Source organism: Amycolatopsis azurea DSM 43854 (genome assembly GCF_001995215.1).
In the GTDB taxonomy this organism is placed as follows: domain Bacteria; phylum Actinomycetota; class Actinomycetes; order Mycobacteriales; family Pseudonocardiaceae; genus Amycolatopsis; species Amycolatopsis azurea.
Map to the genome: position 1 here is coordinate 218,402 of NZ_MUXN01000014.1, position 20,443 is coordinate 238,844.

The window sequence follows — 20,443 nt, forward strand, 5'->3', positions numbered from 1 at the left end:
AGGCCCCCTCACGACAGCGAGGGGGCCTTTCGCGACAGCAGAACTACTTGAGGGCGAAACCGCCGGAGCCCGCCCAGTCGAGGGCGAACGCCGGGATCAGGCCGAGCACCAGCGTGACGATGACGCCGAGCGTGATCGCCGTCGTGGTGAACGCGCCGGGCACGGTGACGGTCGGGCCGTCGGGCGCCGGCTCGGAGAAGTACATCAGCACGATCACGCGCAGGTAGAAGAACGCGGCGACGGCGCTGAAGATCAGGGCGACGACGACCAGCGGCGCCATCCCGTCGGACAGGGCCGCCGAGAACACCACGAACTTGCCGACGAAACCACTGGTCAGCGGGATACCGGCCAGCGCGAGCAGCAGGAACGTGAACACGCCCGCCAGCACCGGAGACCGTTTCGCGAGCCCGGCCCAGGCGGACAGGTGCGTCGCCTCGCCGTTCCCGTCCCGCACCAGCGAGACGACGCCGAACGCGGCGAGCGTGGTGAAGCCGTAGGCCAGCAGGTAGAACAGCGTGCTCGACAGGCCTTCCTCGGTCATCGTGATCGCACCGATGAGCAGGAACCCGGCGTGCGCGATGGACGAGTAGGCGATCATGCGCTTCACGTCGGTCTGCGTCAGGCCCAGCACCGCGCCGATCAGCATCGAGAGGATCGCGACGCCCCAGAGCACGCCGCGCCATTCCCAGCTGGTCGACTCGAACGCCACCGAGAACACCCGCAGGATCCCGCCGAAAGCGGCGACCTTGGTGCAGGCACCCATGAACGCGGTGACCGGGGTCGGCGCGCCTTGGTAGACGTCCGGGGTCCAGGTGTGGAACGGACCGACCGAACCCTTGAACAGCAGGCCGACCGCGAGCAGCCCGAGCCCGGCGAACAACAGCGTGTCCGACCGGTCCGAACCGGCGGCCGCGTTGGCGATGTCCGACAGCTTCACGGAGTTCGCGTAGCCGTAGAGCAGCGCGAGACCGTAGAGGAAGAACGCCGACGAGAACGCGCCGAGCAGGAAGTACTTGACCGCGGATTCCTGCGAGAGCAGGCGACGCCGCCGGGCGAGACCGCACATCAGGTACAGCGGCAGGCTCAGCACTTCGAGCGCGATGAACATGGTCAGCAGGTCGTTGGCCGCGACGAACGCCATCATGCCGCCGAGCGCGAACAGCGTCAGCGGGAAGACCTCGGTCTGCATCCCGGTGGTGCCGACCTGCGCGCGGTCCTGGACCGTGCCCGGGCGGATACCGGCCTGCGCGACGAACGCGCCGCCCGGCTCGACCGAGCGGTCCGCGATCAGCAGCAGCGCGCCCAGCGCCAGCGCCAGCAGCGTGCCCCACAGGAACAGCGACGGCCGGTCGACGGCGATCGCGCCGCTGAAGGTCGTGACACCGCCCTTCGGCGCGGACGAACTGGCGTACCAGGCCAGGAAGACGCCTGCCGCCCCGATCCCGACCAGGGACAGGAAGACCTGCGACGGCCACCGCATGTGCTTGGGCAGGAAGGCTTCGAGCAGCACGCTGACACACGCGGCCCCGAGGATGATCAGGATCGGCGTGACGGCGAAGTAGTCGATCGACGGCACCTGCACCGGTGGCGCCTGAGTCAAGAAGAGCACGGTTTACTTGCCTCCCTGCACGGCAGACATGGTCTGCTGCACCGACGGGGTGATCGTGTCGAGCACCGGCTTCGGATAGAACCCGAGCGCGATGATCAGCACGACCATCGGCGCCAGGATCGCGATCTCCTTGCCGCCGAGGTCCTTGATGGTCTTCTTGGCCCCGAGTTCCGGGGCGATGGCCGTGCCGGGGCCGCCACCGGCGCCGAGCAGGGCGTCACCGCGGACGGGGCCCTGCATGACGCGCTGGTAGAGCCAGAGCACGTACGCCGCGGCCAGCACCATGCCGACCGTCGCGATGATCGTGTACACCGGGTAGTCCACAAAGGACCCCAGCAGCACCAGGAACTCACTGATGAAGGAGTTCGTGCCGGGCAGGGACAACGTGGACAGACCGGCGATGAGGAGCATCCCGCCGAGCAGCGGGGTCACCTTCGCCATGCCGCCGTAGTCGGAGATCCGGGTGGATCCGCCGCGCATCACGATCAGGCCGACGACCACGATCAGCATGCCGGTGGCGAGGCTGTGGTTCAGCATGTACGACACCGAGCCGACCATCGCCTGCTCGTTGAAGGAGAAGATGCCGAGCGCGATGAATCCGAAGTGGGCGATCGACACGTAGGCGATGAACCGCTTCATGTCGCGCTGCCCGGCCGCGAGGATCGAGCCGTAGAGGACACCCGCGACGGCGAGCACCAGCACCCACGGCGCGAGTTCCTTGCTGGCGTCGGGGAACATCGGGAGGCAGTAGCGCAGGAACCCGAACGTGCCGACCTTGTCCAGCACGCCGACCAGCAGCACCGCGACGCCGATGGGCGCCTGGCCCGCGGCGTCGGGCAGCCAGGTGTGGAACGGCACCAAAGGGGCCTTGATCGCGAACGCGAGGAAGAACCCGAGGAACAGCCAGATCTGGGTGCCGGTCGGGGCGTCGCGGACGACGGTGACCAGCGTGGCCCAGTCGAAGGTGCCCTTGCCGAGCTTGTCCGACGCGAGCGAGTACGCCCCGATCGCCGAGGCCAGCATGATCAGGCCGCCGAGGAACGAGTACAGGAAGAACTTGACCGCCGCGTACTGCCGGTTCGCGCCGCCGTAGCCGCCGATCAGGAAGTACATCGGGATCAGCATGATCTCGAACAGCACGTAGAACAGGAAGACGTCGGTCGCGGCGAACACCGCGATGGTCAGCGCCTCCTGCACCAGGATCAGCGAGAGGAACCCGCCCGCCGAGCGCCCGGCCGGGAGCTTGTCGGTCAGGCCCAGCGCACCGACCACGATCGGCACCAGCAGGCCGATGACCGCGATCATCACCAGCGCGATGCCGTCGATGCCGAACGAGATGTGGATGCCGAAGTTCGGGATCCAGTCCATCGACGTCTTCTGCTGGATCCGGTCCCCGGCGGGCGCGTAGCTCGCCCACATCGGGATCACCAGCAGGAACGTCAGGAGGGACACCACGAGCGCGGTGAGTGTCGCCAGCCTGTCGTTTTTCTTCATCCCGGCGACGACCGCCGCACCGAGCAGCGGCAGCAGGATGGATGCGAGAACCCAGGTCATCAGGAGAACCTCACCAGCAGGAGTGCCGCCAGAAGCAGGAATGTGCCGCCCAGCATGGACAGTGCGTACGAGCGGACGAAGCCGGTCTGCAGGCGGCGCAGGCGCCCGGATCCGCCGCCGAGCCCGGCGGCGAGGCCGTTGACCGCGCCGTCGACGCCGCGGTTGTCCACGTAGACCAGCGCGCGGGCGAGCCAGGTGCCCGGACGGGCGACCAGCGTCTCGTTCAGGGTGTTGCCGTAGAGGTCGTTGCGCGCGGCCTTGACCACGGCGGAGACCCGCTCGGGGCGTTCCACCGGAACGTCCTTGCGGCCGACGAAGAGCCACGCCGCCACCGCGCCGAGCACGGACAGCGCCACGGTGAGGAACGGGACCAGCAGGTGCGGGATGACACTGTGGCCACCCTCTTCGAGCGGACCGACCACCGGCGAAAGCCATTCGGCGAACCGGTCGCCGAGGGCGAAGAACGCACCGGCGCCGAGCGAACCGACGGCCAGGACGATCATCGGCCACTTCATCACCGCGGGGCTTTCGTGCGGGTGGAAGTCGCGGCCGTCGCTGGACTTGATCTCCTTCCAGCGTTCCTTGCCGAAGAAGGTCATCACCATCAGGCGCGTCATGTAGAACGCGGTGAGCCCGGCGCCGAGCAGTGCCGCGCCGCCCATCACCCAGCCGCGCCAGCCGCCCTGGCTCAGCGCCGCTTCGATGATCGCGTCCTTGGTGAAGAAGCCCGAAAGCGGCGGGATGCCGATCAGCGCCAGGTAGCCGAGGGTGAAGGTCCAGAAGGTGACCGGCAGGTGCTTGCGCAGCCCGCCGTACTTCCGCATGTCGACCTCGTCGTTCATGGCGTGCATGACCGAACCGGCCCCGAGGAACAGCCCGGCCTTGAAGAAACCGTGCGCCACCAGGTGCATGATGCCGAGCGCGTAGGCGACCGGCCCGAGGCCGACGGCGAGCATCATGTACCCGATCTGGCTGACCGTGGAGTACGCCAGGACCTTCTTGATGTCGTCGTACGCGCAACCGATGATGCACCCGATGAGCAGCGTGACCGTTCCGACGAGGGTGACGATCAGGCGGCCGTCCGGGGTGGCGTTGAAGATCTCGTGCGCGCGGGCGACCAGGTAGACGCCGGCGGTGACCATCGTCGCGGCGTGGATGAGGGCCGAGACCGGGGTCGGGCCCTCCATCGCGTCGGGAAGCCAGGCTTGCAGCGGGAACTGGCCGGACTTACCGCAGGCGCCCAGCAGCAGGAGGATCGCGATGGCGGTGATCGCGCCGGTCGGGATCTTGTCGATCGCGCCGAAGACCTCGGCGTAGCCGGTGCTCCCGACGTACTTGAACATCAGGAAGATCGCCAGCGCGAGCCCGACGTCACCGACGCGGTTCATCAGGAACGCCTTCTTCGCCGCGGTGGCCGCGGACGGGCGGTCCTGGTACCAGCCGATGAGCAGGTACGACGCGAGGCCGACACCTTCCCAGCCGAGGTACAGCGTCACGAAGCTGTTGCCCAGCACCAGGATCAGCATCGAGGCGACGAACAGGTTGAGGTAGGCGAAGAACCGCGAACGGTCGCGGTCCTCGGCCATGTAGCCGATCGAGTAGAAGTGGATCAGCATGCCGACGCCGGTGATCAGCAGCACGAACGTCAGCGAAAGCGCGTCGATCCGGAGCCCGAAGTCGACCTGCAGCGCCGAAACCGGGATCCACGAGAACAGCTTGACGTCCGCGGTGGCCTTCGTGTCGGCCGTGAAGAAGAGGATCAGGCCGTACACGAAGGACAGTGAGACGGTCGCGCTGCCGAGGAGGTGTCCCCAGCCCCGGGCTCGTTTACCGGCCAGCAGAAGGATGAGGGCGCCGAGGGCAGGGAAGGCCACCAGCAGCCACGATGATGCGGTCAACTCGGCACTCCTAGTACTTCAGCAGGTTGGTGTCGTCGACCGAGGCCGAGCGCCGGGTGCGGAAGATCGCCATGATGATCGCGAGCCCCACCACGACCTCGGCGGCGGCGACGACCATCACGAAGAACGCCATGACCTGGCCGTCGAGCGACCCGTTGATCCGGGCGAACGTGACCAGGGACAGGTTCGCCGCGTTCAGCATCAGCTCGATGCACATGAACACGACGATCGCGTTGCGGCGCACCAGCACCCCGACCGCGCCGATGGCGAACAGCAGCGCGGACAGGAGCAGGTAGTACGTCGGGGTCATTCCTCGTCCCCTTCTTTCTTGCCGACGAGCGCGTGCGCGTCCGGGCCCGGTTCCGAGCCGGTCACCTGCTTGCGCTCGTTCTCCAGCTGCGAGGCCGAAGTCGACTCGATGATCTCCGAGAGCGACTCCGGGGCGATCGAGCCGTCCGGCAGCAGCGCCGGGGTGGCGACCGAGTTGGCCGTCGCGAAGACACCCGGGCCGGGCAGCGGCGAAGGCCGGTCGTGCTTGCCGGTGAACCGGTCGACGACGAGTTCCTTCTGCGACTTCTTGCCGCCCTTGGCGTGCCGGTCGGTGAAGGCGAGCACCATCGCGCCGAGCGCGGCGGTGATCAGCAGCGCCGAGGTGAGCTCGAACGGGAACAGGTACTTGGTGAAGATCAGCCGTCCCAGCCCGCCGGGGCCGCCGCCGTCGAGGTTCGCCGGGTCGCGCGGCAGCGCCGGGGTGACGTTGGCCAGCGCGCGGGCGAGACCCGCGGCGAGCAGCCCGCCGGTACCGATGCCGAGCAGGGTCGCCATGACCCGCTGCCCGCGCAGCACTTCGACGACCGAGTCCGAGCTCTCCCGGCCGACCAGCATCAGCACGAACAGGAACAGCATCATGATCGCGCCGGTGTAGACGATGATCTGCGTGAAGCCGAGGAACGGCGCCTGCTGGATCATGTACAGCGCGCCGAGGCACAGCATCGTCAGGACCAGCCACAGCGCCGAGTGCACGGCGTTGCGGGAGAAGATCATGCCGAGGCCGCCGAGCAGCGCGAGCGGGCCGAGCACCCAGAACGCGATGGTCTCGCCTGTGGTGATCCCGGCGGAGACGTCCGGCGCCTGGGCGAGGAGAGCCGTGATCACTTGACGGCCTCCGTCGACTCGGTGGGCTTGCGAGCCAGCTCGGGGCCGTTGACGTAGTAGTCCTGCTCGTTCTCGCCCAGCCGCATCGGGTGCGGCGGCTGCTCCATGCCGGGCAGCAGCGGCGCGAGGAGGTCTTCCTTGGTGTAGATCAACCGCTGCCGGTCGTCGTCGGCCAGCTCGTAGAAGTTGATCATCGTCAGGGACCGGGTCGGGCAGGCCTCGACGCACAACCCGCAGCCGATGCAGCGCAGGTAGTTGATCTGGTAGTCGGCGCCGTACCGCTCACCGGGAGAGAACCGTGCCTCTTCGGTGTTGTCGCCGCCTTCGACGAAGATCGCGTCCGCCGGGCAGGCCCACGCGCACAGCTCGCAGCCGACGCATTTCTCCAACCCGTCCGGATGCCGGTTGAGCTGGTGCCTGCCGTGGTAGCGCGGAGCCGCGGGGGCGCCCGCCTCCGGGTACTCCTCGGTGGCGACCTTCTTGAACATCATGCCGAAGGTGACACCGAAACCCTTGATGGGATCAAGAATCCCCATCGCCGGCCTCCCTTCCACTGGAAACCGCCGCGGGCTTGCGCTTGGCAGCCCGGGCTTCGGCCTTCGCGAGGGCCTTCTGACGCGGAGTGTGCTCCGGGACCTGCAGGTCGAGCGGCGGCACGGGGAACCCGCCGCCGGTCACCGGGACGTAGTCTTCGTCCGGGATCTTCTTGTCCGGCAGCAGCAGGCTCAGGATGACGACGACGAGGATGAGCGCGCCCCCGCCGATGAGGATCTGCGGGGTGGACAGCCCGCCCGAGTTCTTGATCGCGCGGACCGTGACGATCACGACGATCCAGACCAGGTTGACCGGCACCAGGACCTTCCAGCCCAGCCGCATGAACTGGTCGTACCGCAGCCGCGGCAGCGTGCCGCGCAGCCAGATGAAGCCGAACAGCAGGATGAACAGCTTCGCGGTGAACCACAGCAGCGGGAGCCAGCCCTGGTTCAGCGCGTGATCCGCGCTGACGAACGGGAACTTCCAGCCACCGAGGAACAACGTGGTCGCGAACGCCGAAACGATCACCATGTTGACGTACTCGGCGAGGAAGAACATCGCGAACTTCATCGAGCTGTACTCGGTGTGGAAACCGCCGACCAGCTCGGATTCGGCCTCGGGGAGGTCGAACGGGGCGCGGTTGGTCTCACCGACCATGGAGATCAGGTAGATCACGAAACTCGGCAGCAGCAGGTAGAAGTACCAACCGCTCTGCTGCGACTCGACGATCGCCGAGGTCGACATCGAACCCGCGTAGAGGATGACGCCGACGATGGAGAGACCCATCGCGATCTCGTAGGAGATCACCTGAGCCGCGCTTCGCAGCCCGCCGAGCAGCGGATACGGGGAACCGGACGACCAGCCGGCCAGCACCAGGCCGTACACGCCGATCGAGGAGCAGGCCAGGATCACCAGCACGCCGACCGGCAGGTCGACCAGCTGGAGCACGGTCCGCTCGCCGAAGATCGAGACCACCGGGCCGAACGGGATCGCCGCCAGCGCGATCAGCGCCGGCACCGCGGAGATCACCGGCGCGAGGAAGTACACCTTGCGGTCGGCGGTGTCCGGGATGATCTGTTCCTTGAACGGCAGCTTGATCGCGTCCGCCAGGGACTGCAGGTAGCCGCCGGGGCCGACGCGGTTCGGGCCGGGCCGGTTCTGCATCCGGCCGACCGCCTTGCGCTCCCAGACGATCAGGAAGATCGTCAGGATCGGGCCGATCAGCAGGATGACGACCGTCTTGATCAGGATCAGCCACAACGGGTCGTCCGCCAGCAGCGCCGCCCGCTCGGCGGCGTCCGGCATCTGGCTGAGCAACGGAGTCACTTCTCACCTCGGCATTCTTCAAAGCCGCGCGACCGCGATCGCGTCGCCAGGGCGCACTTGGGCGCTCCCGGCACAGCTGACGAGTCGGGGCGCCCTGCCGCCGCGATAGCGGGGCCTTCGGCCAGCGCGCGGCGTCGTGCTCGGTCGCCTGAGCAGAGCAACATCGAACTCACGCCTCCACCCTGGTGAGCGAAACGGCCGAACCATGGCCCGCGCTCAGGGAAGCGCGGACGGCCGAGCCGTCGGAGTTGCCCGGGAGCCACACGACGCCGTCCGGCAGGTCCGCGACCTCGATCGGCAACGTGATGGAACCGCGTTCGGTGGAGACCTTCACGCTGCCGCCCAGGCCTTCGGCGGTCTTGGCCGAGAGCTTGGCGACGACGTCGCGCTGCGTGCCCTTGAGGTGCGGCTCGTCGTCCTGCAGCGAACCGTTGTCGATCAGCTGCCGCCAGGTGGCGAGGAGGACCTTGCCGTCACCCGCGACCGCGGCGGCGGAAGCGGCCACGGGCTCGAAGGTGGCGGGCTCGGTCTTTCCGGGCAGCTTCGCCAGATCCGCGGCCGAAGCGGCCGGGGTCTGGGTGAACAGGTCGGCGTCCATCTCGACGGCGAGGGTGTCGAGCACCCGGCAGTCCGGCAGGGCGCCGGTGCCTTCGAGGGTGACGGCGAACTCGCGGCGACGGCCTTCCCAGTTCAGGTAGCTGCCCGCCTTCTCGACCGCCGGGGCGATCGGGAGGACGACGTCCGCGTGCTCGGTGACCGCGCTGGGCCGCAGCTCCAGGCTCACCACGAACTTCGCGTTCTCGAGCGCGCGGCGGGCCAGCTCCGGGTCCGGCAGGTCGTCCGGGTCGACGCCGCCGACGAGCAGGCCGTCGAGGTCGTTGCCGGAAACGGCCTTGAGGATCGCGGTGGTGTCGCGGCCCGCCGTGGCGGGAAGCGTGACGCCCCAAGCCTTTTCGACCTCGGCGCGAGCCGCGGCGTCGGTGACCGAACGGCCACCGGGCAGCAGCGTCGGCGCCGCGCCCGCCGCCAGGGCACCGCGTTCACCCGCGCGACGCGGGATCCACGCGAGCCGGGCGCCGGTGCGCTCCACCAGCCGGTGCAGGGCCGAGAAGAGACCGGGGACCTCGGCGGCACGCTCGCCGACGAGGATCACCGCGCCTTCCGACGCCAGCGCCTGGTCGACGTCCTGCGCGTGCTGCGCGATGCCGTCGATCGCGGCGGCCTCGGCACCCGGCGCGCAGGCCAGCAGCTCGCCGAAGGTCTTGCGGACCGAGGAAGTGGTCCACTGTCCCAAGTGGACGACGCGGGTGCGGTTCTTGCGAGCCGCCTTGCGCAGCCGGAGGAACACGATCGGCGCCTCGTCCTCCGGCTCGAACGCGACGCACAGCACCGTGCGCGCCCGCTCGATCTCGCGGAAGGTGACGCCGCTTTCCGGCGTCGTCCCGACCACGTGCGAGGCGAGGAAGCTCAGTTCCTCGGCCGAATGCGGACGGGACCGGAAGTCGATGTCGTTGGTGCCCAAGGCGATCCGCGCGAACTTCGAGTACGCGTAGGCGTCCTCGACCGTCAACCTGCCGCCGGTCAGCACCGCGGCGCCCTTGCCGTCACGCGCCTTGGCCAGCCCTTCGGCGGCCGCGCGCAGCGCGTCGGTCCAGGAAGCCTCGGCCAGCACGCCGTCGGCGTCGCGGACCAGCGGACGGCGGATGCGGTCGTCGGCGGTGGCGTAACGGAAGCCGAACCGGCCTTTGTCGCAGATCCACTCTTCGTTGACCTCGGGGTCGTCGCCCGCGAGCTTCCGCATGACCTTGCCGCGGCGGAAGTCGGTCCGCTCGGCGCAGCCGGACGAGCAGTGCTCGCACACGCTCGGCGAGGACACCAGGTCGAACGGCCGCGAACGGAACCGGTACGCGGCCGACGTCAGCGCGCCGACCGGGCAGATCTGGATGACGTTGCCGGAGAAGTACGACTGGAACGGCTGGCCCGACGTCGTCCGCGAAGCCAGGTCCAGCACGTCCGCGGTCTCGGCGGTGCCGATCTGCTGGTGCGCGCCGCGTTCGAGGAGCTCGATGAACGGGTCGCCGGCGATCTCACGGGAGAACCGGGTGCAGCGCTGGCAGAGCACGCAACGCTCGCGGTCCAGCAGCACCTGCGACGAGATCGGCAGCGGCTTCGGGAACGTCCGCTTCGTGTCGACGAAGCGGGATTCCGCGCGGCCGTGCGCGAGCGCCTGGTTCTGCAGCGGGCACTCGCCGCCCTTGTCGCAGATCGGGCAGTCCAACGGGTGGTTGATGAGCAGCAGCTCCATCACACCCTGCTGGGCCTTGTCCGCGACAGGCGAGGTCAGCTGGGTCTTCACGACCATGCCGTCGGCGACCGTCATGGTGCACGAGGCCTGCGGCTTCGGCATCGGACGGCCGCCCATTTCGACCTCGACCAGGCACTGGCGGCAGGCGCCCGCCGGGTCGAGCAGCGGGTGGTCGCAGAAGCGCGGGATGACCGTGCCGAGCCGTTCGGCGGTGCGGATCAGCAGCTCGCCCTTGGGCGCGATGACCTCTTCACCGTCGATGACCAGCTTGACGTGGCCCTCGGGGACCGGAGTGTCCTCTGTGGACGTACCGGGCTTGTCGGGTGCGATCGTCATGCCTGCGCCCCCACCAATTCGCGCTTGTTTGCTTGACACAAAGCCAGGAACTCGTCCCGGAAGTACTTGATCCCGCTCTGGATCGGCGAGACCGCGCCGTCGCCGAGCGCGCAGAACGAGCGGCCGAGGATGTTGTCGCAGACGTCGAGCAGGGTGTCGATGTCCTCCTCGGTGCCCTTGCCCTCGACCATGCGCTCCAGGATCTGCGCCAGCCAGTACGTGCCCTCACGGCAAGGCGTGCACTTGCCGCAGGACTCGTGCTCGTAGAACTGCGTCCACTTCATCACGGCCCACGGCACGGAAACGGTGTCGTTGAAGACCTGCACGGCCGTCGTGCCCAGCATCGACCCGGCTTCCGCCGCGCCTTCGAAGTCCAGCGGAACATCGAGGTGCTCGGCGGTGAACATCGGCGTGGACGAACCACCCGGCGTCCAGAACTTCAGCGGGACGCCGTCCTTCATGCCGCCCGCCATGTCGAGCAGCTCGCGCAGCGTGGTGCCGAGCGGGCATTCGTACTGGCCGGGGTTCTCGACGTGGCCGGAGATCGAGTAGATCTTCGGGCCGGGCGACTTCTCGCGGCCCATCTGGCGGAACCAGTCCGAACCGCCGTTGATGATGTATGGCGCGCTGGCGATGGTCTCGACGTTGTTGACCGTGGTCGGCGCCGCGTAGAGACCGGCGGCGGCCGGGAACGGCGGCTTGAGCCGCGGCTGGCCGCGGCGGCCTTCCAGCGAGTCCAGCAGCGCCGTCTCCTCACCGCAGATGTACGCCCCGGCGCCCGCGTGCACGGTGATGTCGAGGTCGAATCCGGAGTCGAGGATGTTCTTGCCGAGGTAACCGGCGTCGTAGGCCTCGCGCACGGCCGCGTTGAGACGGCGGATGCAGTGCAGCGCCTCGCCGCGGACGTAGATGAAGCAGTGGTGCGAACGCATCGCGTACGAGGCGATGACGCAGCCCTCGATCAGCGAGTGCGGGTCCGCCATCATCAGCGGGATGTCCTTGCAGGTGCCCGGCTCGCCCTCGTCGGCGTTGATGACGAGGTAGTGCGGCTTGTCCTCGTTCGGCGGCATGAAGGACCACTTGATGCCGGCCGGGAAGCCCGCGCCGCCCCGGCCGCGGAGGCCGGAGTCCTTGACCAGCTGGACGATCTGCTCGGGAGTGGCCTTGAGCGCCTTGCGGATCGCGGTGTAGCCCTCAAGGGCTTCGTAGGACTGGATCGTCCACGAGTTGGGCGAAAGCCAGCGCTTCGTGAGGACCGGAGTGATGGGATCGGCCATTACTTCTTCTCCACTTCGGGGAGCGGGACGTCCTTCATCGCGGGCGCGGTCCAGCCGCGGTCCTGCGCGACCTGCGCTCCCCGCAGGGTTTCGACGGCCTGCGAAGGACCGTCGACGTCCGTGCGGTACTGCTGCGCGTCCTCCGGGAAGAACCCGGCGAGCTGGAGTTCGGCGCCCTTGAAGCTCGTCAGCGGCGCGCCGCGCGTCGGAGCGGGCTTCTTGCCCGCCTGCAACGCGTCGACCAGCGCGACGGCCTTTTCCTCGGTCTGGTTGTCGAAGTACTCGTAGTTGACCTGGATGACCGGGGCGAGGTCACAGGCCGCGAGGCATTCGGCGTGTTCGAGGGTGATCGAACCCGGCTCGTTCGGCGTGCCCGCGGTCTCGTTGTGCTCCAGCGGCTTCTCCTCGGAACCGAGGTGCGTCTGGAGCTTCTCGTAGATCGCGTCGCCGCCCATGGCCGCGCAGAGCGTGTTCGTGCAGACGCTCACCAGGTGCTCGCCGCACGGACGGCGCTTGTACATGGTGTAGAACGTCGCGACCGCGCTGACCTCGGCGTCGGACAGGTCCAGGTTCTTCGCGCAGAAGGCGATGCCCTCCTGGCTCACGTACCCCTGCACCGACTGCACCAGGTGCAGCATCGGCAGCAGCGCCGACCGCGACTGCGGGTAACGCGAGATCAGGTCCTGCGCCTTGGCGTAGGTGTCCGCATCGAAGACGTCGTCGGCCGCGGCCTGTTCGGATGCTTGGGTCATCGGTCCACTCCCCCCATGACGGGGTCGATCGAGGCGATGGCGGCGATCACGTCCGCCACCAGGCCGCCTTCGGCCATCGCGGGCATCGACTGCAGGTTCACGAAACTCGGTTCGCGCACGTGGACCCGCAGCGGCCTGGTGCCGCCGTCGGAGACCAGGTGCACCCCGAGCTCACCGCGCGGCGATTCGACCGCCGTGTAGGTCTGGCCCGGCGGGACCTTGAAGCCCTCGGTGACCAGCTTGAAGTGATGGATCAGCGATTCCATCGACTGGCCCATGATCTTGCGGACGTGCTCCAGCGAGTTGCCCATGCCGTCGCTGCCGATCGAGAGCTGCGCGGGCCAGGCGACCTTCTTGTCCTCGACCATGACCGGGCCCGGCTCGAGCTTCTTCAGGCACTGCTTGATGATCCGCAGGCTCTGGTGCATCTCCTCGACGCGGATCAGGTACCGCGCCCAGCAGTCCGCGTCGGTCGAGGTCGGGATGTCGAACTCGAACTCGTCGTAGCGGGAGTACGGCTCGGTCTTGCGCATGTCCCACGGGAGGCCCGCGCTGCGCAGCACCGGACCGGTGACGCCGAGCGCGAGGCACGCGTCGACCGGCAGGTACCCGACGCCCTTGAGCCGGTTGCGCCAGATCGGCTGACCGGTGAAGAGCTTGTCGTACAAGGGAAGCCGCTCGTCCATCGTCTTGACGAACGCGCTGACGACCTCTTGGTAGTCGGCCGGCATGTCCTGCGCGAGACCGCCGGGGCGGATGAACGCGTGGTTCATCCGGAGACCGGTGAGGTGCTCCAGCAGGTGCAGGACCTCTTCACGCTCACGGAAACCGAGCGTCATCGCCGTGGTTGCGCCGAGTTCCATACCGCCGGTGGCGATGTAGACCAGGTGCGAACCGATGCGGTTGATCTCCAGCAGCATCACGCGCAGCAGCTCGGCACGGCGCGGGGCCTGGATGCCGAGCAGCTTCTCGACGCCGAGGCAGTACGAGAGTTCGGTGGAGAGCGGCGCGAGGTAGTCCATGCGCGTCACGAAGGTGACGCCCTGGGTCCACGTGCGGTACTCGCAGTTCTTCTCGATCCCGGTGTGCAGGTAGCCGATGACCGAGCGGAGCTGGGTGACGGTCTCGCCCTCCATCTCCAGCACGAGCCGGAGCACGCCGTGCGTCGACGGGTGCTGCGGGCCCATGTTGATGACCATGCGCTCGTCGTGGCGGGAGTCCTCGATGAGGTCTTCCCAGTCACCACCGGAAACGGTGTAGACGCGGCCTTCGGTGGTGTCGCGCGAGTCGGCCTCGGGGACTTCCGTTGCTTCTTCGTGAATGCTCACGAGTAAGACCTCCGCTGGTCCGGCGGCGGGATCTCCGCGCCCTTGTATTCGACCGGGATCCCGCCGAGCGGGTAGTCCTTGCGCTGGGGGTGACCGTCCCAGTCGTCCGGCATGAGGATGCGGGTGAGCGCGGGGTGCCCGTCGTAGACGATGCCGAACATGTCCCAGGCTTCCCGCTCCTGCCAGTCGGCGGTCGGGTAGAGCCCGACCAGCGACGGGACGTGCGGGTCCTCGATGTCGAGGGTGACCTCGACGCGGATCCGGCGGCGGTAGGTCATCGACGTGAAGTGGTAGACCGAGTGCAGCCGCTGCGGGACGTCCACGCCGTAGTCCACACCGGACACCGAGCTCAGCAACTCGAAGCGGAGACCGGCGTCGTCGCGCAGGGTCCTGGCGATCTCGACGAGGTGTTCGCGGACGACGTAGAAGGTGATCTCGCCGCGGTCCACCGTGGTCTGCTGGATCGCACTGGCCGGAACCTTGTTGTCCGCCAAGGCCGCGGAGAACTCGTCGGCGAATTCGTCGAACCAGCCGCCGTACGGGCGCTCCGCCGGGGGCGGGCTGAACGCGGGGAGCCGGACGCCGCCGTAACCGGAGGTGTCACCGGTGCCGTGCACGCCGAACATGCCCTGGCGCTCTTTACCGGTGACGACCGGCTCGGCCGGGCGGACGCCTTGCGGCTCCAGGCCGCCTTCGGGCCGGTCGGCGCTGGACTGCTCGCCGCCCGTTTCCGGGGTCTCTTCGGGGGTGTTGTCTTCGGGCACGTCGCTCACTTCTTCGCGTACTTGATCGAGGAGGCGATCAGCTCGGTGCGCTCACCGCTGGCGGCGCGGATCGCGGCCCGGCGGGCGTTGATCGGCTCGTCCTGGATCTTGGCGTGCAGCTTCAGGATCGCGTCGAGCAGCATTTCGGGGCGCGGCGGGCAGCCGGGGAGGTACATGTCGACCGGGACGATGTGGTCGACGCCCTGCACCACGGCGTAGTTGTTGAACATCCCGCCGGACGAGGCGCAGACGCCCATCGCCAGCACCCACTTGGGCTCGGCCATCTGGTCGTAGATCTGGCGCAGCACCGGCGCCATCTTCTGCGTGACGCGGCCGGCGACGATCATCAGATCCGCCTGGCGCGGCGTCGCGCTGAAGCGCTCCATGCCGAAACGCGCGATGTCGTACCGGGAACCGCCGACGGTCATCATTTCGATCGCGCAGCAGGCGAGACCGAAGGTGGCTGGCCACATCGAGTTCTTGCGGGCCCAGTTCACCAGGCCTTCGAGACTGGCCAGGAGGATGCCGTTGGGGAGTTTTTCTTCGAGGCCCATGCTTCTCTAGTTCCAATCCAGGCCGCCGCGACGCCACACGTAGGCGTACGCGAAACCGACCGTCGCGATGAACAGCACGATCTCCACCAGGCCGAACATGCCCAGCGCGTCCGCGGAGACCGCGAACGGGTAGAGGAAGACCATCTCGATGTCGAACAGGATGAACAGCATCGCGGTGATGTAGTACGCGATGGGCATCCGGCCGCCGCCGACGACCGGCTGCGGTGACGGTTCGATACCGCATTCGTAGGCCGCGAGCTTCGCCTTGTTGGGACGGCTCGGGCCGACGAGCGGGCCGAGCAGCACCGAAAGCACCGCGAATCCGAGAGCGAGGACGAACAGGAGGACCAAGGGGAGGTACATGTCCAGGTTGGGCACCGAAGGGGTGCTCGCCTGGGTCAGCACGGGCAACATCAGCACGGGGTTTTCGCCATCCTTTCCGCGCCGCTGCGGTTTTCGAGTCGGGGTTCACCGCTTCCCTCGGTCGGCACCCTAAGTCACCTGGGTCACACCGCCGAGGGTTAGGCAACCCTTACGGGCCGTGCATGACGGCCCCCTTGCTTGTGAAATAGTTCACAAGCCTCCCGTCGAGGATGTGAAGCGATTCACAAAGCATGGGGGGAGTGTAGGACGTGACTCACATTCTTGTCCCTAGGCCCCGTGCTATAAGGCTGCCCTAACTTGACCGCACGGCCAGCACGGTTTCTTCTCGCGTGCGGTACCGGTGACCTGCGACGTCGTTCCGAAGATCGACTCGGGACGTCCGATTGACCACGTTTGTCCTGTGACCGATACCACTGCGCGGAGTACCCGTGACTGGTCCAGACGTGTGGTCCGGCGCAGGTGGGAGCCGGGGTGGACGAGCCTGCGGTGAGGCGTGGGTCGGGGTGGTCGTGAGTGGTAAATGCCGTTCTAACGACACTTACCACTCACGACCACCCCGACCCACCTCATCACCGCCGCACCTGCTCCCAAGCGCGTGAAGGCCCCCTTCCCTCGGCTGAGCCGAGGGAAGGGGGCCTTCACGCGAGTTCCGGGCGTCAGCGCGGGGTGGGGGTGGCGCGGGCCAGAGCGGCGATGAGGCGGTCCACGCCGTCTCCGCCCTTGGCGTCGTAGCAGCCCGAAAGTCCCTTGTAGACCAACGGAAGGATCGAGTTGATCCGCAGCCCGTACTTCGTCGCGGCGTGCATGACCTTCGGCTTCCCGATCAGCTTCGCGAACACGTTGCCGAGCCGGTAGTAGCCGCCCATGAGCTCCCCGACGGCGCGCGGGTAGCCCTCCAGCGCCCGCTCGCGCGAAGGTCCTTCGCGCCGCGCCAGCGCCTGCACGACGAACTCCGACGCCAGCTGTGCGGACTCCATCGCGGCCGAGATGCCCTCGCCGTTGAACGGGCTGACCATGCCTCCCGCGTCGCCCAGCAGCAGCAGGCCGTCGCGGTAGTGCGGGGTGCGGTTGAAGCCCATCGGGAGACCGGCGCCGCCGACCTTGCCGATGGCGTTCTCCTCGCGGTAGCCCCATTCCTCGGGCGTCCCGTCGAGCCACTGGCGCAGCAGCGCGCGGTAGTCGGTGCTGCGGAACGCGGCCGACGTCGACAGCATGCCGAGGCCGACGTTCACCGTGCCGTCGCCCAGCGGGAACGCCCAGCCGTAGCCGGGCAGCAGCTTGGGGTCGCGCGGGTCCGAGCGGTCCCACAGCTCCAGGTGGCCCTCGATGAACGGGTCGTCGTGGCGCGGGCTCTTGTAGTACTGCCGCACCGCGACGCCCATCGGGCGCTTCTCGTTCTTCTGGATGCCGACGCTCAGCGCGAGCCGCGCGGAGACGCCGTCGCAGGCCAGGACCAGCGGAGCGCGGTAGCTGACCGGCGTCTTCTCCGGGCCGACCTTCGCCTCGACGCCGATCACGCGGCCGGTGGGGCCGGTGATCGCGCCGGTGACGGTGGTGCGCTCGTAGAGCCGCGCGCCTGCCGTGACCGCGGTCTTCGCGAGCAGGTCGTCGAAGTCCTGCCGGGTCCGCGAGACGCCGTAGGGCGGGTAGCTGGTCAGATCCGGCCAGTCGAGCTCCAGCGTCAGCTCGCCGGTGAGGATCCGCAGGCCGCGGCTGTGCACCCAGCCCGCGTCCTCGCTGGTGTCGATCCCCAGGTCGATGAGCTGCTTGACGCCGCGCGGGGTCAGGCCGTCGCCGCACACCTTCTCGCGCGGGAACTCGGTCTTCTCCAGCAGCAGCACGTCGACGCCCGCGCGGGCGAGGTACGTGGCGGCGGTGGACCCGGCCGGACCGGCACCGACGACGATGACCTCGGCGTCGTGGTCAGGGTTGCGACGTGTCATGGCTATGAATTTACAGTCGGCTTTTTGGCGCGGTGGATGGCGACGACGCCGAACGTGAGGTTCAGCCACTCCACCTCGGTCCATCCGGCGCTCGCGATGATCTCCCCCAGCGTCCGCTGGTCGGGCCACGCCAGCATGGATTCGGCCAGGTAGGAGTACGCCTCGGGGTTCGACGAGGTCCGGCTGCCGACCCAGGTGAGCAACCGCAGGATGAACTTGCGGTGCAGGAACCGGATGGGCGGGAATGTGGGCGTCGACACCTCGCAGATCACCAGCCGGCCGCCCGGTTTGACCACTCGCGCGATCTCGGTGAGCGCGGCCTTGGTGTCGACGAAGTTCCGCAGCGCGAGGGAGATGGTCACCGCGTCGAAGCTGTCGTCGGCGAACGGCAGCTTCAGCGCGTCGGCGGCCACCATCGGGACGCCGCGGTGCTTGCCCGCCTTCAGCATGCCGACAGAGAAGTCCGCGGCGAGGCACCAGGCGCCGTTGCGCGCGTACTCGACGGTGGACACGCCGGTGCCCGCCGCGAGGTCCAGCACCTTCTCGCCGCGTTTGGCGTCCAGCACCCGGGCGGTGATGGTGCGCCAACGACGGTCGAAGCCGAAGGTCATGAACGAATTCGCGCGGTCGTAGCCGTCCGCGACGTCGTCGAACATGGCGGCGACTTCGTGCGGATCCTTGTCAAGACTCGCTCGGGACATACCCGAACACTAACCCGACTCCGCTGAGACACTTCGGCCAAGCGGGAGCAAAGCGACGCCCCGTAGGGTCACCTGGTCCGGTGAAGCAACGCCGGGGCACGGTGCGCACCGGCCCCCGCGACCTCGCCGGCGAGGATCCTCCGCTCCAGCAACCGCAGTTCCGGCCCCGGTTCGAGGCCGAGCTGATCGACCGAGAACCGGCGCGCACGCCGGTACGCCGCCAGGGCGTCGGAGGTGCGCCCGGCTCGCCAAAGAGCGTCCATCAGGAGGTACTGGGCACGCTGCCGCAAGGGATGCCGCCGCACCAGGTCCGCCAGCTCGACCGCCGCACTCGCGTGCCTGCCGAGGTTCAGTTCCGCCTGGTAGAGCTCTTCGAGCAGGACCAGACGGTGCTCCGAGAGGCGCATCGTCTCGTCCGAAAGCATCGGGACGTCCAAGCCGTCGTAGGGCGCGCCGTGCCAGTGCGTGAGGGCCTGCCGGATCAGCGACGCGCGCTGCGCGGGGTCCGCGGACTTCAGTGCCTGGCTGCCGAGCGTCTCGAAGGTCTCGACGTCGAGTTCGCCGGGGTGGACCTCCAGCCGGTAGCCGCCGTTGTCGAACCCGAGCCGGTCGCCTTCGGGCAGGGCTTGGCGCAGCTTGTGGACGTGCCAGTGCAGCTTCGGCACCGCCCGGGGCTCCCACCGGCTGTCCCACAGGGCCTCGGTGAGCACGTTCACCGGCACGTAGGTGTTCGCCCGGACCAGCAGCACGCCGAGGAGGGTTCTTCTCATCCGGCCGTGCAGCGGGACCGACCGCGAACCCGAAGAGATGTTGAACGTTCCCAGTACTTCGAACCTCACGTGCCGTCCTCTCGCTCGATGGCGTGAGGGGACGATGAATGCCGGTTGTACAAAGAAGATACAAATGATCTTGGCGTGATCAAGTGTGCGCGGAGAGCATCCCTTCGACCGACCGCGGCCAGGCGAATTCCTCCGCTCGCGCCCGCGCCGCCGCACGCCGGGTGATCTCCGGTCTCTTCAGAAGCTCGGTGACGGCACCCGCGAACGCCGGGGCCTGATCGTCGACGGCCGCGCCACAGCCGGGACGCACGATCTCCCGCAGCGCCGACGACGCCGAGACCACCACCGGCGTCCCCGAAGCGAGCGCCTCCAGCGCGGCCAGCCCGAACGTCTCGTGTGGACCGGGCGCGAGGGAGACATCGGCGCTGGCCAGCAGGCGTGCGACGTCGCCGCGTCCGGCGAGGAAGCCGAGGAAGGTCACCGGGAGCCCGCGTGCCCGTCGTTCCAGCGCCCGCCGCCGGGGCCCGTCGCCCGCGATCACGAGCCGCACGCGGTGCCCTGTCTCGGTCAGCGCGGCGACGGTGTCCACACTGCGTTCGACGTGCTTCTCCGGTGACAGCCGTCCACAGTGGACGAGCAGCGCGTCCGCGTTCCCGGACAGCGTGTGCCGCCAGCCGTCGTCGCGCCGGGCGGGGGCGAACGTCTTGAGGTCGACGCCGAGCGGGACGCGGCGCACGTTCGGCGCGGCGATCCGGTCGAACTCCGCGCGGGCGAACGCCGTCGTGCAGACGACCGTGTCGTAGCGCCGCGCCATCCGCCGGTTCGCGACGTCCGCGACGCGCCGCGCGACGGGCTCCGGCATCAGGAACTGCTCCAGCAGCCTGTCCAGCCGCTCGTGCGAGATCACCATGCTGGGGACACCGTTGCGCCGCGCCCAAACGCCCATACCGCGCAAAGTGAGCCTGTCGGACACTTCCAGCCTGTCCGGTTCGAGCCGTTTCAGCACCGCGCGAACCCGGTGCGGATCGACCGCGCGGTAGCCACCCGTGCCCGGGATCTGCGGTGCCGGAAGGGAAAACCGGCGGACTCCCGAGGGCAGCGTCTCGTCCGCGTAGCGCTGCCCCGGCACCACGAGGGTCACCTGATGTCCGGTGGCCACGTAACCGGCGCCGAGATGGTGCAGCGCCGTCCGCAGCCCGCCCGAGCGTGGCCCGTAGAAGTTGGCCAGCTGGACTATGTGCATT

General features: G+C 68.5%; 18 protein-coding genes. All 18 read right to left on the reverse strand.

Annotated features, from left to right (window positions below; genetic code table 11):
- Window positions 1–43: 43 nt before the first annotated feature.
- A complete protein-coding gene (gene nuoN / locus B0293_RS19650; RefSeq protein WP_005151888.1) occupies window positions 44–1,609 on the reverse strand; it encodes an NADH-quinone oxidoreductase subunit NuoN in 1,566 nt (521 codons plus the stop codon).
- A 3-nt stretch (window positions 1,610–1,612) separates the two neighbouring features.
- Complete coding sequence (locus tag B0293_RS19655) at window positions 1,613–3,163, reverse strand: NADH-quinone oxidoreductase subunit M (RefSeq protein ID WP_005151886.1); 1,551 nt, start codon at window positions 3,161–3,163, stop codon at window positions 1,613–1,615.
- Window positions 3,163–5,061: an NADH-quinone oxidoreductase subunit L gene (nuoL, locus tag B0293_RS19660; RefSeq protein WP_005151884.1), complete on the reverse strand. Its 1,899-nt coding sequence runs from the start codon at window positions 5,059–5,061 to the stop codon at window positions 3,163–3,165. Before nuoL ends, B0293_RS19655 begins: the two co-directional genes overlap by 1 nt.
- A 10-nt stretch (window positions 5,062–5,071) precedes the next feature.
- On the reverse strand, window positions 5,072–5,371 hold the full coding sequence (gene nuoK / locus B0293_RS19665; protein ID WP_005151882.1) for an NADH-quinone oxidoreductase subunit NuoK: 300 nt from the start codon (window positions 5,369–5,371) through the stop codon (window positions 5,072–5,074).
- A complete protein-coding gene (locus tag B0293_RS19670; protein ID WP_005151880.1) occupies window positions 5,368–6,216 on the reverse strand; it encodes an NADH-quinone oxidoreductase subunit J in 849 nt (282 codons plus the stop codon). The genes nuoK and B0293_RS19670 overlap by 4 nt, the downstream gene beginning before the upstream one ends.
- Window positions 6,213–6,752: an NADH-quinone oxidoreductase subunit NuoI gene (nuoI, locus tag B0293_RS19675; RefSeq protein ID WP_005151864.1), complete on the reverse strand. Its 540-nt coding sequence runs from the start codon at window positions 6,750–6,752 to the stop codon at window positions 6,213–6,215. Before nuoI ends, B0293_RS19670 begins: the two co-directional genes overlap by 4 nt.
- Window positions 6,739–8,076 carry an NADH-quinone oxidoreductase subunit NuoH gene (gene nuoH, locus B0293_RS19680; RefSeq protein WP_005151862.1) on the reverse strand — a complete coding sequence of 446 codons (1,338 nt, stop codon included), beginning with the start codon at window positions 8,074–8,076 and terminating at the stop codon, window positions 6,739–6,741. Before nuoH ends, nuoI begins: the two co-directional genes overlap by 14 nt.
- Window positions 8,077–8,245: 169 nt before the next feature.
- Complete coding sequence (locus B0293_RS19685; protein ID WP_005151858.1) at window positions 8,246–10,717, reverse strand: NADH-quinone oxidoreductase subunit G; 2,472 nt, start codon at window positions 10,715–10,717, stop codon at window positions 8,246–8,248.
- A complete protein-coding gene (gene nuoF, locus B0293_RS19690; RefSeq protein ID WP_005151856.1) occupies window positions 10,714–11,994 on the reverse strand; it encodes an NADH-quinone oxidoreductase subunit NuoF in 1,281 nt (426 codons plus the stop codon). Before nuoF ends, B0293_RS19685 begins: the two co-directional genes overlap by 4 nt.
- Window positions 11,994–12,746 (reverse strand): NADH-quinone oxidoreductase subunit NuoE, encoded by a 753-nt coding sequence (gene nuoE / locus B0293_RS19695; protein ID WP_005151855.1) that lies wholly within the window; start codon window positions 12,744–12,746, stop codon window positions 11,994–11,996. The genes nuoF and nuoE overlap by 1 nt, the downstream gene beginning before the upstream one ends.
- Window positions 12,743–14,074, reverse strand: coding sequence for an NADH-quinone oxidoreductase subunit D (locus B0293_RS19700; protein ID WP_005151853.1), 1,332 nt, complete (start codon window positions 14,072–14,074; stop codon window positions 12,743–12,745). The genes nuoE and B0293_RS19700 overlap by 4 nt, the downstream gene beginning before the upstream one ends.
- Window positions 14,071–14,838, reverse strand: a complete 768-nt coding sequence (locus tag B0293_RS19705; protein WP_005151849.1) for an NADH-quinone oxidoreductase subunit C — start codon at window positions 14,836–14,838, stop codon at window positions 14,071–14,073. The genes B0293_RS19700 and B0293_RS19705 overlap by 4 nt, the downstream gene beginning before the upstream one ends.
- A 5-nt stretch (window positions 14,839–14,843) precedes the next feature.
- Window positions 14,844–15,392, reverse strand: a complete 549-nt coding sequence (locus B0293_RS19710; protein ID WP_005151847.1) for a NuoB/complex I 20 kDa subunit family protein — start codon at window positions 15,390–15,392, stop codon at window positions 14,844–14,846.
- Window positions 15,393–15,398: 6 nt separating this feature from the next.
- Window positions 15,399–15,806 (reverse strand): NADH-quinone oxidoreductase subunit A, encoded by a 408-nt coding sequence (locus B0293_RS19715; protein WP_039915783.1) that lies wholly within the window; start codon window positions 15,804–15,806, stop codon window positions 15,399–15,401.
- A gap of 626 nt (window positions 15,807–16,432) precedes the next feature.
- Window positions 16,433–17,719 (reverse strand): geranylgeranyl reductase family protein, encoded by a 1,287-nt coding sequence (locus B0293_RS19720; protein ID WP_005151845.1) that lies wholly within the window; start codon window positions 17,717–17,719, stop codon window positions 16,433–16,435.
- A 2-nt stretch (window positions 17,720–17,721) separates the two neighbouring features.
- Window positions 17,722–18,420 (reverse strand): demethylmenaquinone methyltransferase, encoded by a 699-nt coding sequence (locus B0293_RS19725; RefSeq protein WP_005151844.1) that lies wholly within the window; start codon window positions 18,418–18,420, stop codon window positions 17,722–17,724.
- Window positions 18,421–18,488: 68 nt separating this feature from the next.
- Complete coding sequence (locus B0293_RS19730) at window positions 18,489–19,259, reverse strand: AfsR/SARP family transcriptional regulator (protein WP_005151843.1); 771 nt, start codon at window positions 19,257–19,259, stop codon at window positions 18,489–18,491.
- Window positions 19,260–19,338: 79 nt separating this feature from the next.
- On the reverse strand, window positions 19,339–20,442 hold the full coding sequence (locus B0293_RS19735) for a glycosyltransferase family 4 protein (protein WP_005151841.1): 1,104 nt from the start codon (window positions 20,440–20,442) through the stop codon (window positions 19,339–19,341).
- Window position 20,443 lies beyond the last annotated feature (1 nt).

Coding starts and splice junctions, on each gene's coding strand:
- B0293_RS19655 (WP_005151886.1), bottom strand. CDS start 3,163: ATGACCTGGGTTCTCGCATCCATCCTGCTGCCGCTGCTCGGTGCGGCG.
- nuoK (WP_005151882.1), bottom strand. CDS start 5,371: ATGACCCCGACGTACTACCTGCTCCTGTCCGCGCTGCTGTTCGCCATC.
- nuoI (WP_005151864.1), bottom strand. CDS start 6,752: ATGGGGATTCTTGATCCCATCAAGGGTTTCGGTGTCACCTTCGGCATG.
- B0293_RS19685 (WP_005151858.1), bottom strand. CDS start 10,717: ATGACGATCGCACCCGACAAGCCCGGTACGTCCACAGAGGACACTCCG.
- nuoF (WP_005151856.1), bottom strand. CDS start 11,994: ATGGCCGATCCCATCACTCCGGTCCTCACGAAGCGCTGGCTTTCGCCC.
- nuoE (WP_005151855.1), bottom strand. CDS start 12,746: ATGACCCAAGCATCCGAACAGGCCGCGGCCGACGACGTCTTCGATGCG.
- B0293_RS19710 (WP_005151847.1), bottom strand. CDS start 15,392: ATGGGCCTCGAAGAAAAACTCCCCAACGGCATCCTCCTGGCCAGTCTC.
- B0293_RS19715 (WP_039915783.1), bottom strand. CDS start 15,806: ATGTTGCCCGTGCTGACCCAGGCGAGCACCCCTTCGGTGCCCAACCTG.
- B0293_RS19720 (WP_005151845.1), bottom strand. CDS start 17,719: ATGACACGTCGCAACCCTGACCACGACGCCGAGGTCATCGTCGTCGGT.
- B0293_RS19725 (WP_005151844.1), bottom strand. CDS start 18,420: ATGTCCCGAGCGAGTCTTGACAAGGATCCGCACGAAGTCGCCGCCATG.
- B0293_RS19735 (WP_005151841.1), bottom strand. CDS start 20,442: ATGCACATAGTCCAGCTGGCCAACTTCTACGGGCCACGCTCGGGCGGG.